General features: G+C 73.5%; 9 protein-coding genes. 6 read left to right on the plus strand and 3 right to left on the minus strand.

Features of this window, described 5'->3' with window-relative positions; all coding sequences use genetic code 11:
- The gene (locus BJF86_RS06795; RefSeq protein WP_075817632.1) at window positions 1-258 is read right to left on the minus strand and encodes a Txe/YoeB family addiction module toxin; all 258 of its coding nucleotides are present in this window, start codon (window positions 256-258) and stop codon (window positions 1-3) included.
- A gap of 281 nt (window positions 259-539) precedes the next feature.
- Window positions 540-2,705 carry a 4-alpha-glucanotransferase gene (malQ, locus tag BJF86_RS06805; protein ID WP_075817636.1) on the minus strand — a complete coding sequence of 722 codons (2,166 nt, stop codon included), beginning with the start codon at window positions 2,703-2,705 and terminating at the stop codon, window positions 540-542.
- 77 nt (window positions 2,706-2,782) lie between these two features.
- On the opposite strand from malQ, the gene BJF86_RS06810 reads away from it, so the two are divergent.
- The gene (locus tag BJF86_RS06810) at window positions 2,783-3,688 is read left to right on the plus strand and encodes a mechanosensitive ion channel family protein (RefSeq protein ID WP_075817638.1); all 906 of its coding nucleotides are present in this window, start codon (window positions 2,783-2,785) and stop codon (window positions 3,686-3,688) included.
- A gap of 126 nt (window positions 3,689-3,814) precedes the next feature.
- A complete protein-coding gene (locus BJF86_RS06815) occupies window positions 3,815-6,103 on the plus strand; it encodes a hypothetical protein (protein ID WP_075817640.1) in 2,289 nt (762 codons plus the stop codon).
- Window positions 6,104-6,148: 45 nt separating this feature from the next.
- On the opposite strand, the gene BJF86_RS06820 is transcribed toward BJF86_RS06815, so the two are convergent.
- The gene (locus BJF86_RS06820; RefSeq protein ID WP_237768110.1) at window positions 6,149-7,951 is read right to left on the minus strand and encodes an alpha-amylase family glycosyl hydrolase; all 1,803 of its coding nucleotides are present in this window, start codon (window positions 7,949-7,951) and stop codon (window positions 6,149-6,151) included.
- Window positions 7,952-8,047: 96 nt separating this feature from the next.
- Between BJF86_RS06820 and BJF86_RS06825 the strand changes: the two genes are divergently transcribed.
- From BJF86_RS06825 to BJF86_RS06840, 4 genes are all read left to right on the plus strand, one after another.
- A complete protein-coding gene (locus tag BJF86_RS06825) occupies window positions 8,048-8,458 on the plus strand; it encodes a globin (protein WP_022924279.1) in 411 nt (136 codons plus the stop codon).
- Between the two features lie 60 nt (window positions 8,459-8,518).
- Window positions 8,519-10,282 carry a glycoside hydrolase family 13 protein gene (locus BJF86_RS06830; RefSeq protein ID WP_075817652.1) on the plus strand — a complete coding sequence of 588 codons (1,764 nt, stop codon included), beginning with the start codon at window positions 8,519-8,521 and terminating at the stop codon, window positions 10,280-10,282.
- 103 nt (window positions 10,283-10,385) lie between these two features.
- Complete coding sequence (locus tag BJF86_RS06835) at window positions 10,386-10,922, plus strand: SigE family RNA polymerase sigma factor (RefSeq protein WP_075817644.1); 537 nt, start codon at window positions 10,386-10,388, stop codon at window positions 10,920-10,922.
- The gene (locus tag BJF86_RS06840) at window positions 10,919-11,788 is read left to right on the plus strand and encodes a hypothetical protein (protein ID WP_075817646.1); all 870 of its coding nucleotides are present in this window, start codon (window positions 10,919-10,921) and stop codon (window positions 11,786-11,788) included. Before BJF86_RS06835 ends, BJF86_RS06840 begins: the two co-directional genes overlap by 4 nt.
- The last annotated feature ends 114 nt before the right edge of the window (window positions 11,789-11,902 follow it).

The raw sequence follows: 11,902 nt of genomic DNA on the forward strand, positions 1-11,902 counted from the left end.
CTATCCGTAGTGGTAGCGGCATGCGGCGATGCGGATCTCGTGCGCGGCGATCTTGTAGACGAGTCGGTGCTCGTCGGTGATGCGCCGCGACCAGTAGCCGGCGACGTCGTGCCTCAGTGCTTCCGGCTTGCCGATGCCCGCATTGCCGTTGCGCTGGATGTCGTTCAAGAGCAAGTTGATGCGTCGGAGGACCCTGCAGTCCTGCGACTGCCACCAGAGGTAGTCCTCCCAGGCGTGCTCGTCCCAGACCAGCAGCACCCCGGTCAGTCCGCCTCGATCAGCCCGTGCGTCGGACCGAGGGGCGGGCCAGCCCTGACCGTGCACCTGCCCGGATGATTCGATTCTCAGGAGCGTTCCGACCCCGTCTTCTTGATCTTGATCAGATAGACCCCCGCCAGGAGGGCGCCCGCCAGACTCACCACGGCCCAGGCCCAGTATCGGCTCCCACCGTCGGTGACGATGCTTATCGCGGCAAGCAGCAGCTGAACGCAGAAGCCGCCCAGGACGATGTAGGCACCGCGTCGATCTGGCGTCAAGGCTCAGAAACTCCCGTCGCCGAGGCGCGCAGGTGCAGCGGGGTCGTTCACCGCCCGCGCGAGCCGCCGGGCGGTCTGCCAGGTGACGAGCTCGTCGAGGAGCACAGGGCGACCTTCGGGTCCGGCCAGCGGCACCCGCCAGTTGGGGTACTCCTCGTCGGTGCCGGGCTGGTTGATGACCCGGGTGTCGCCGGCGAGGTCGCTGACGCTGACGCCGAGGAGCTTGGCCGGCGTGCGGGTGAGGAAGGCGTGCAGCGCCCGCACCTGCTCGTCGAGGTCCGCGCCCTCGCTCAGCAGGCCGCGGCGGCGCAGGTCGGCCAGCACCTCGTCGCGGGAGCGTGCCTCCTCCGCCTGCTCCTCCTCCAGGGGCCGGTCCAGCAGGCCCAGCCGGGAGCGCAGGTCGACGTGCACGCCCTGCAGGTAGCCGGCGGTCGGCGGGAGGTCGTGCGTCGTGACCGTCGCCAGGCACAGCTCGCGGTAGGCCTCGGGGTCCAGCAGCCGGCCGTCGCCGTCCCAGTCCCGCTCGAACCACAGGATCGAGGTGCCCAGGACGCCCCGCTCGCGCAGGTAGTCACGCACCCACGGCTCCACGGTGCCGAGGTCCTCGCCGATGACGACGGCACCGGCCCGGTGCGCCTCCAGCAGCAGGATCCCGATCATCGCCTCGTGGTCGTAGCGCACGTAGGTGCCCTGGAAGGGCTCGGCACCGTCCGGGATCCACCACAGCCGGAAGAGGCCGATCACGTGGTCCACCCGCAGGCCGCCGCTGTCGCGCAGCGCGGCGCGCACCATCTCGCGGTAGGGGGCATACCCCAGCTCGGCGAGCTTGTCCGGGCGCCACGGCGGCTGGCTCCAGTCCTGCCCGAGCTGGTTGTACTGGTCCGCGGGAGCGCCGACGGTCACGCCGCGCGCGAGCGCGTCGCCGAGCCCCCAGGCGTCGGCGCCGTCCGGGTGCACCCCGACGGCGAGGTCGGAGATCACGCCGAGCGACATCCCGGTGTCGAGCAGGTCGCGCTGCACCCGGCCGAGCTGCTCGTCGAGCACCCACTGCAACCAGCAGTGGAACTCCACCTCGGCCTCGTGCGCCTGACGGTATGCCTCGACCGCCTCCGCGCGGGCGTCCTGGAGCTCCTCGGGCCACTGCCGCCACGAGGTGCCGTGCTCCTGGCTGATCGCGCACCAGGTCGCGAAGTCGACGAGACCCTGCCCCTCGCGCTCGACGAAGGCGTGGAAGGCGCGGGCACGCCGCAACGAGCGCGGCTGCCGGTGGATGAGCCGCAGCGCGGCCTCCTTCGCCGCCCAGACCGGGTCCCGCTCCAGCGTGTCGAGCTCGAGGTAGCGCTGCGCGTCGTCGGCGTGCCACTCGATGAGCTGGCGCTGCGCCGCCGACAGGTAGGCCACCTCCGGCACGTCCTCCACCCGGATGTAGATGGGATTGACGAAGCGGCGGCTGGTGGGCAGGTAGGGCGAGGGCTCCATCTCCCCCACCGGCTCCGCCGCGTGAAGCGGGTTGACCAGCACGAAGTCCGCGCCCATGCCCGCCGCCCAGGCCCCGGCCTCACCCAGGTCGGCGAGGTCGCCCAGGCCCCACGAGGCGGAGGAGCGCATGGCATACAGCTGCGTCATCAGACCCCAGCCCTGGGCGCCCTCACCGGCGAGCGCGTCCGGCAGCTCCAGCCGCGGCGGCGTGATGACCAACGGCATCCGCTCGGTCCCCCCGGCACCCTCGCCGTCGACCGTCACGACCACCTCGTGCCAGCCCAGCGGGAGGTCGGACGGCACCTGGAGCAGCACACGGCGCACGGGCGTCCCGCCGACGTCGCGCTGCTCGGGCTCGCCCGCCATCGCCGTGAGCCGCAGCTCCTCGCCGTCCTCGGTCCGCACCACGCCCGCCGGCTCGACGCCGGGGCGGACGTGCACGGGCACGGTCGCGTCGGCGCCCTGGGCGATCACGAGGACCGGGGGCAGCGTCCGCCGCCACTCCCGCTCCTGGGCCCGGCTCAGCTCGCGGCCGACGAAGTCACCGGAGACGTCGACACCGAGAGCGGCGAGGACCGCGACGACGGTCTCGTCGGGGACCTCGGTGTGCTGGCCCTGCCAGTCCCAGAACTCGGTGGCGATGCCGTAGGCGTCGGCCAGGTGGGCGAGTGCGGGCGTGCGCTGCGTCACAGGGGTGTTGACCTCTCGGGCGGGGCGGGTTCGAGGCCAGTCTGTCAGCACTGCGGCGCAGGTCCACAATGGCAGGCATGTCTGGCCTCGACCTGCCGTTCGACACCTGGGACTCGACCGTGGACTGGCTGCTCGGCGCCCCGTTGCGCGTCGTCCTCATCCTGCTCTTCGCCGTCGTGGCCCGCTGGGCCGCGCACCGCGCCATCCGCGGCGTCGTCGACGGCGCGGCGAAGCGGGCCGACGAGCACGAGCGCTCCTCGCTGGAGCGCGCCTTCGACACCGCGACCGGTGCCCGCCGGGAGCGGCGGCGCCAGCGCGCCCTGACCATGGGCTCGCTGCTGCGCAGCATCGCGACCTTCGTCATCGCCACGGTGGCGCTGCTGACGATCATGGCCGAGCTCGGGATGCCGCTGGCACCGCTGCTCACCAGCGCGGGCATCGGCGGCGTGGCCATCGGCTTCGGCGCCCAGTCCCTGGTCAAAGACTTCCTGTCCGGCATCTTCATGATCATCGAGGACCAGTACGGCGTCGGCGACCTCGTCGACACCGGCGAGGCGGTGGGCACCGTGGAGGAGGTCACGCTGCGGGTCACCCGGCTGCGCGACGCCAGCGGCGTCGTGTGGTTCATCCGCAACGGCGAGATCATCCGCATCGGCAACAAGAGCCAGGGGTGGGCGGTGGCGACCATCGACATCCCGGTCGCCTACGACGAGGACCCGGCCCGGGTCATACCCCTGCTCCGGGAGGTCTCCGCGCAGGTGTATGCCGACCCCGAGTGGTCGGACAAGCTGCTCGAGGAGCCCTCGGTGGCCGGGGTCGAGTCGGTCTCCGGCGGCACGATGACGCTGCGGGTCTTCGCCAAGACACGCCCCGGCGAGCAGTGGGGGGTGCCCCGGGTCATCCGGGAGCGCGCCAAGGAGCGCTTCGACGACGAGGGCGTCCGCGGACCTCGGATCTCGCCCTTCGGGGACGCCCAGTTCTGAGCGGCTGCGCCGCCCCTGTCGGTCACGCAGGACCGCGACTCCGTCCTCGTCACCACCTCGGCCGGATCTCGGGGCGCCGGGCTGCTCGCACCGGCGGATCGCTGAGGACTTTGCGAGACTGGCCGCATGGCAGGGAGGCCGACGGAGGCAGGGACCGGCGCCGAGGAGCTCGTGGGCGTCCACGGTGCCGGGCTGCACCGCCTCGCCGTCATGCTCACCGGCGACCAGGCCGCCGCCACCCGCCTCACCGGTCTGACCCTGGCCCACGCGCCGGGGGCACCGACGGCGCAGGACCTGCGGCAGCGGCTGGTCCGGACCTTCGTGCGCACCGCGCCCCGACGGCGTGAGCGGACGCTCCCGACCGCGGCCCGCGACGCCGGGGACGTGGTGGCGCGGCTCGCGCCCCGGGCACGCGCCGCCGCGGTGTTGCGTCTCGTCGAGGGGGCCAGCGTCGCCGACATCGCCGCGACCCTGCGGATCGCCCCGGACCGGGTCGGTCGGCTCGTGCCGGACCAGGAGGGTGTGGGTGTGGCGCTGGAGGCGCTGGCGCACCGGCACGCGCTGACCGGTGACCAGCTGCAGCAGGAGCTCGGGGACGCCGTGGCGCAGGCATCGCCGGAGCCGCCGGACCGAGACCGACGGTGGTGGTGGGCCGCTGCGGCGGCCGTTCCGCTCGCTGTGCTGGGCGGGTATGCGCTCTCCTTCGACCGCGAGGAGCCCGCCGGACCGGACGAGGCGACACCGACGCGGGCGACGGGCACGGCCCAGGTCAGCGCGGTGGACCTCACCGAGGCCGGCTTCGAGCTGGACGACGGCACGCCGCCGCGGGCTGCGGCCGGGCTGCGGCTGCAGGAGTCCGTCGTGCTCGCGGCCGGTGACCAGGTCGACGTCGAGCTGGGAGGCGACCAGGCGCTGTTCGCGACCTTCGCGGTCCTCTGGTGCGACATGCCCCCGACGCAGGACCGCAACCTCGAGACCCCCGCCGGGATGGTCACGGTGGCGGGCGAGCGCATACCCGTGCCGTGCGCCGGGCGGGACGGGGAGCCAGCCGTCACCGAGGACCACCTCGTCACCCTGCCACCCGGCGGTCTGGCGACGGTGGCGGTCACCGGCGACCTGCCGCCCGACGGGGAGGCAGCGCTCGGCGTCTACGCCGAGGATCCCGAGGTCTTCCAGACCCCCTTCCCCGACGGGGACCGGACGGACGCCCCGGCGGTGCCGGCGGACAGCACGGTCGTCGAGGCCGAGGCAGCCGTCCCGTTCCGCATGGCGCCCTACACCCGGCGCGTGCAGGCGGTGGAGCTCGGGGCCGACACCACGATCCGCGTCTGGGCGGGCCGCACCGGCGCGGTATCGGTGACCGTGGACGGCTCGCCGGTCACCGACGACGGCGACCTGGCCGCCTGGGCCGACGGCGAGGCCGACTGGCGCGAGCAGGACCCCGGGCTCCGCGACGGGCGGTGGACGGTCTACGCGCCGGGGCAGGAGCGGGAGTTCCCCCTCCCACCGGAGGCGCTGCCCGCTCCGGGCGAGCGGCGCGAGGCGGTCGTCGAGGTCATGGCCGAGGGCAACGGTGACCACGTGCAGGTCGTGGCGACCGACACCTCGCCGGTGGACGTCGACCTCTCGCCCGCGGCCAGGACGGAGCCGCCCGACCTCCCGACCCTGGTCTCGGGGCACCGGCTCGTCGGGACGTGGGAGCTCCCGGCGGACGCGCACGCCCGCGAGCTCGAGTCCCCTCCCGCGGACCCGTCGGCGCTGGTCTGGTCCCTGCTGCTCGAGGAGGCTCCCGAGAGCGCGTCGCGCTGGGCCCCCTTCGCCGGGGAGGGGCTGCTCCAGCGTGGCGAGGAGGCCATCCCGGTCTACACGATGCTCGACCCGTCCCAGGTGGTCGAGGGGCTCGCGGCTCCCTGGGCCGATCCCTTCCCCCTGGACGACGCCGACGCACCGCTGCGCGCCACGGCACCCGCCACGCCCGGCAAGCCGACGAGCCTGCTCGTCGGCTACGCGCCGGTGCCCTACGAGGAGTTCGACTTCGCCGCCGCCGCGGTCCCGGAGCACGTGTGGCGCGCCGGGGAGGATCCCGGCCGCTCCGACTACGGTCTGCGTGGCGACCCGCTGGAGACCCTCCGGCCGGCCGACCTCGACGAGGACGGCACCACCGTGCTGGAAGTGCCCGCCGGCGGGTTCGGCGCCCGGATCAGCACCGAGGGCAAGGGCCGCATCCGCTTCCTGGTAGACGATCACCCGGTCGACGGTCTGCACGGCACCGGCGGGTGGTGGTCGAGCTGGACCGACCAGGCGGTGGCCTCGGAGACACCGCTCAGCTACTCCTACGGTGGCCCGATCCAGCCGCGGCTGACCGTGGTCGTCGAGGACTACGAAGACTTCACGATCGAGCTGGTGCGGATGTGACGCCGGTGGCCGGCGTGCTGAGCAGCCGACCGCGCGAGGTCGTCATCAGTCCTGCGAGAGGATCAGCGCGGCATACGGACCGACGCTGACCAGCGCGCTGTCCGACCGACCGTCCCACGGGCGCGGTTCGGTGTCGGTGTCGTGCGCGTGGACGGACCCCAGCCCGGGGCCGTAGGACGGTGCGTCGGTGTTGCAGCGGACCCGCCACCGGCCGGGTCTCGGCAGCCCGAGACGCACGTCGCGCCGGGGGTGGGTGGTGAGGTTGACGACGACCACGACGTCGTCGCCCGGACCTCCCCGGTCCCAGCGGTGGTAGGCGAGCAGCCCGTCGTCCGCGCGCAAGCCGTGGGTATGCCTGCCCCGCAGGCCACGGGTCGTGCCGGAGGCGTCCCGGCGCAGCTGGACCAGCTGCCGCACCAGGTGGAGGAAGCCCGCGCGATGGTGGGCCTTGGCCCAGTCGACCGGGCGGGTGTCGGTGAACCAGCCGTCCTCCAGCACGTCCTGGCCCTGGAAGAGCATGGGGATCCCGGGGGCGGTCAGGGTGAGCGCCAGCCCGAGGGCGCTGCGGGTGCGGGAGTGCCACGAGTCCGCCTGCCCGGGCATGATCTGCTCGGGCACCCGGGCGCGGCCGTTGGCCACCTCGTCGTGCGACTCGGTGTAGACCACCCGCTCGTGCAGGGGACCGCCCTGCCCCAGGACCGCGGCGGCGACGGCCCGGACGTCGCGGGCGCCGTCGTCGACCGCCTCCAGCGCACCCCGGACCGCGTGCACGAAACCGGCGTCCCACTGGCTGTGGAAGCCCAGACCGCCCTCCTGCGGCGACCGGGTGACCGCGAGGTCGCGCTGCATGTCCTCGGCGACCAGCAGCTTCCACGGCTGGCGCGAGCGCAGGTCGCTGGTGAGCGCGGCCAGGTAGCGGTCGCCGGCCGCGATGTGGTGCGCGGGGTCGCGCACGTCGCCCCACCGCGAGCGCACGAAGTTGGTGCCGTCGAAGCGCAGGCCGTCGACCCGGAAGTCCTCCAGCCACATGACGGCCGAGTCGCGCAGGAAGTTGCGGACCGCCTTGCGGTCGTAGTTGGGCCGGGTCGCCCCCCACGGGGTGAGGGCCCGGCGGTCGTTGTAGAAGTAGGCGCCGCCGTAGCGGCGGCGCCCGGCGGCCCCGTCGAAGCGCCACAGGTGGGGACCGTCAGGACCCACGTGGTTGTGCACGACGTCCAGGAGCACCGCGATGCCTCGGGAGTGGGCCTCGCGCACGAAGCGCGCGAAGGCCCACGGCCCGCCGTAGCTGGACTCGATGGCATACAGCTGGGAGGGGTTGTAGCCCCAGCTCGTCCCGGAGGCGAACTCGAAGGGCGGCATCACCTCGACCGCGGTGACCCCGAGCCAGGCGAGGTGGTCGAGCCGCCCGATGGCGGTGTCGAAGGTGCCGGGGCCCTCGGCCGTGGCGGCGAAGGTCGGCACGTGCAGCTCGTAGACGACGAGGTCGTCCCACCCCGGCGCCGTGAAGTGCTCGCCGCCCCAGTCGATCCGCCGCGGGTCGAAGACGACCGAGGCCCCCCGCGCACCGGTGACCTGCCGGGCGCACGGGTCCTGTCGCGAGAGGTAGGGGCCGCCACGGCGCACGAGGAAGCGGTAGTGGGTGCCGGCACCGGCCCCCGGCACGAAGGCGGACCAGGTGCCGGAGCGGTGGTGGTCCTTCGCGAGGACGGTGCGCCGCCGCTGGTCCCAGCCGCAGAAGTCGCCCACCACCGCGACCTGCCGCGCCTGCGGTGCCCACACGCGGAAGGTCACGCCGTCGTCGTGCGGGACCGCGCCCATACCGGGGTAGGACGAGGATCTGGCCGGCACGGGTCCGAGCCTAGAGGCCGGTGCCGACAACCCGGGAACCGGCGGGGCTCTGCTGCGGCGTCGTCCGGGGCCGTCCGGGTTTGGCACCATGGACGGGTGACCCAGCCCTCCCCCGACGTCCCCACCACCGTCTACGAGCGGGTCGGTGGCCACGACTTCTTCGTCGTCCTGGTGCGCGAGTTCTACCGCGGCGTCGCCCAGGACCCGCCGCTGCGCGACCTCTACCCCGAGGAGGACCTCGGCCCGGCCGAGGTCCGGCTGCGGATGTTCCTCGAGCAGTACTGGGGCGGCCCCACGACCTACTCCGAACAGCGGGGCCACCCCCGCCTGCGTATGCGCCACCACCCGTTCCGCGTCACGCCCGCGCAGCGGGACCGCTGGCTGCACCACATGAACACCGCGCTCGACACCGTCAGCGACCGGATGAGCGCCCTGGACGAGCAGCAGATGCGCGCCTACATGGCGCACGCCGCGCAGGCGATGGTCAACACCCTCGCCGAGGACTGACCGGCCGCACGGTCGGTCGAGTTGCGCGGGCGGGGGCGCGGCAACATAGCGTTGCGCAGCGTGACCGCCTCCCCCTCGACGCACGCCCCCACGACCCACGCCCCCACGACCCACGACTCGCCCTGGTGGCGCCACGCCGTCATCTACCAGGTCTACCCCCGCAGCTTCGCCGACCACGACGGCGACGGGGTCGGTGACCTCCCGGGCATCACCTCCCGCCTGCCCTACCTCGCCGAGCTGGGCGTGGACGCGATCTGGATCAGCCCGTTCTACCTCTCCCCCATGGCCGACGCGGGGTATGACGTCGCGGACTACCGAGACATCGACCCGGTCTTCGGCACCCTGGACGACGCCGACAGCCTCATCGCCACGGCCCACGACCTGGGGCTGCGGGTGCTCGTCGACCTCGTGCCCAACCACACGAGCGACGAGCACCTGTGGTTCGAGGAGGCCGTGGCGGCCGCCCCGGGGAGCCCCGAGCGCGAGCGCTTCATCTTCCGGGACGGCCGCGGCGACGGCAGCGAGCCCCCCAACAACTGGAAGAGCGTCTTCGGCGGGATCGCCTGGACCCGGGTCACCGAGGCCGACGGCCAGCCCGGCCAGTGGTACCTCCACCTCTTCGACACCAAGCAGCCCGACCTCAACTGGCACAACCCCGAGGTCGTCGAGGAGTTCCACGACATCCTGCGCTTCTGGCTGGACCGGGGCGTCGACGGCTTCCGGGTCGACGTCGCGCACTCGCTGGTCAAGGACCCGGAGCTGCCGGACTGGGAGCAGCGGGCCGTCATGGCCGGCGCCGACGACGAGCCGCTGGTGCACGGGGACCTGGGCCCGATGTGGGACCAGGACGGGGTGCACGAGGTCTACCGCGGGTGGCGCCGGGTGCTGGACTCCTACAACCCCGAGGGCGACCCGGCGCGGGACCGCATCCTGTGCGCCGAGGCCTGGCTGCCCACGCAGGAGCGCACGATGGCCTACGTCCGGGAGGACGAGATGCACCAGGCCTTCAACTTCCACTACCTCCAGGCGCCGTGGCGCGCGACCGACCAGCGCCGGATCATCGAGACCTCGCTGGTCGCCGCCGAGGAGGTCGGCGCACCCACGACCTGGGTGCTCTCCAACCACGACGTGGTCCGGCACGCCTCCCGGATGGGCCTGCCGGTCGGGTCGCCCCGCCCCAACGGCATCGGCGTCGACGACCCGCAGCCCAACGCCGTCCTCGGGCTGCGCCGGGCCCGCGCCGCGACCGCGATGATGCTCGCCCTGCCGGGGTCGGCCTACCTCTACAACGGCGAGGAACTGGGCCTGCCGGACCACACGGCGCTGCCGGACGGCGTGCGCCAGGACCCCGCCTTCCACCGGACGCAGGGCGAGGAAACCGGCCGCGACGGCTGCCGCATACCGCTGCCGTGGGTCGCGGACCAGCCGTCCTTCGGCTTCGGGACCGGCGACGTCACTGACGCAGAGCCGTGGCTGCCGCAGCCGCTGCTCTACGGCCCGCTGTCGGTCGACCGGCAGGAGGGCGTCGCCGGGTCCACGCTCGAGCTCTACCGCACGCTGCTGCGGCTCCGGCGCGAGCACGACCTCGGCGTCGGCGGACTCGAGTGGGTCACCGACCTCGGGGGTATGCCTCTGCCCGACGACGTCGTCGCGTTCACCAACGCCCGCGCCGACGGGCCGCCGGTCACCGTGGTCACCAACCTCGGCGACGACCCGGTGATAGTCCCCGAGGACCGCGACGTGCTGGTCTGCAGCGGCTTCCTGCACACCGGTGCCGACGGCCAGCGGCTGCTGCAGCGGGACACCACGGTCTGGCTGGCATGAGCATCGGTCGGCAGGCCCGGCGCGAGGGCTGAGGCGGCCGAGGCAACCGATCCGCACCCCCAGCCGGTTCATCCAGGAGAGCACCCGAGCGAAGGGATGGACCATGGTGCGTGAACCCGAAGGGTTCCGCGAGTTCGTGACCCAGCGCTCGCCGGCCCTGCTGCGCACCGCGTGGATGTTGACCGGCGACGCGCACACGGCCGAGGACCTGCTGCAGACCGCCCTGGCACGGGCGTGGCCGCACTGGTCCCGGATCCACGACCAGCACCCGGAGGCCTACGTGCGCCGGGTGATGGTGCGGACCAACGCGAGCTGGTGGTCCCGGCGGTGGCGCGGCGAGCGGCCGACCGAGGACCTCGCCAGGGCAGCCGCCGGTGCCGGGGACCGCGACGTGCGCCCGGCGCGTCCGGAGACCGACGACCCGCAGCGGGGCATACCGGACCGGCTGGACCTGGCCCGCGCCCTGCGCGCGCTGCCCGTGCGGCAGCGTCAGTGCGTCGTCCTGCGGCACTTCGAGGACCTGTCGGTCGCGGACACGGCACGGGCCATGGGGTGCTCGGAAGGCACCGTCAAGAGCCAGACCGCCAAGGCGCTCGCGAGTCTGCGCACCGCCGTCGAGCAGGAGGAGAACGTGCGATGACGACCACCGACCAGCTCAGCCAGCAGCTCAAGGCACTGCCGCCGGACCTGCCCGACGAGGCCGACCGCCTCGACCAGATCGGGCAGCGGGTGGTCCGACGACGTCGCCGGACCGCCGCCGTGACCGCAGCGGGGGCTTTCGCGGTCGTCCTCGCAGGCTGGGGCGTGACCCAGGTGATCCCCGGCGACCCCGGTCCGACCGGCCCGGCGGGGAGCGTGGTGACCACCAGCCCCGGGTTCGAGTTCAGCAACCGCTCCCCGGGGACCGTCCTCGGCTCCACGGCGCTCGCCGAGCCGACGACCTTCACCGGCTCAGGCGTGCAGGAGGTCGACCTCGCCGGCATCAGCCGGCCCGAGGGCACCGAGGCGCTGCGGCTGCGCGTCGACTGCGAGGGCGACGCCCTGGCGATGTGGCCCTTCCGGGCTGCGACGGTCAGTTGCCGACCCGTCGACGGTCTGCCGGAGCAGGCCTACCAGGAGTTCCCGCGGTCCTTCCTCGTGCCGGTCGAGCAGGCCGACGGCGCCTTCACCATCCAGGTCACCGATGAGGCCTCCTGGGAGCTGGTGGTGGAGCCGGTGGAGGTGGACCAGATCCCGTTCGGCGTCAACGAGCGCGGCCAGACCTACGGCGTGGCCAGCCCGATGGGCGAGCCGGACCTCGTGGAGGTGCGCGGCGAGGACATGGTCGGCGGGTACGTCGAGGCCAGCCGCCTCGAGAAGCTCGCCGGGGCGACCCCGGAGACGCTGGAGGAGCTCGAGCGCTGGCGCGAGGTGGAGCGGGAGCCGCTGGAGATCCCGACCTACTCCTCCGACGGCGTCACCGTGAAGGGCCGCCTCGAGATCCAGGTGCCTGTCGAGCGGCGCTGAGGCCTGGCTAGCGTGCAGCCTAATGGGAGTGCAGTCACCCCTCCGGAAGGACTGGGGTGGGAGGCTGGTGGCCGAGCCGTCGGCCGGTGAGCACCGTTCTCAGCCCGAGGTCGT

The sequence above is a fragment of the Serinicoccus sp. CNJ-927 genome, assembly GCF_001942435.1.
GTDB lineage: Bacteria > Actinomycetota > Actinomycetes > Actinomycetales > Dermatophilaceae > Ornithinicoccus > Ornithinicoccus marinus.

Excerpts from the sequence above, each read along its gene's own strand:
- BJF86_RS06810 (WP_075817638.1), top strand. The coding sequence starts at position 2,783 with ATGTCTGGCCTCGACCTGCCGTTCGACACCTGGGACTCGACCGTGGAC.
- BJF86_RS06815 (WP_075817640.1), top strand. The coding sequence starts at position 3,815 with ATGGCAGGGAGGCCGACGGAGGCAGGGACCGGCGCCGAGGAGCTCGTG.
- BJF86_RS06835 (WP_075817644.1), top strand. The coding sequence starts at position 10,386 with ATGGTGCGTGAACCCGAAGGGTTCCGCGAGTTCGTGACCCAGCGCTCG.
- BJF86_RS06840 (WP_075817646.1), top strand. The coding sequence starts at position 10,919 with ATGACGACCACCGACCAGCTCAGCCAGCAGCTCAAGGCACTGCCGCCG.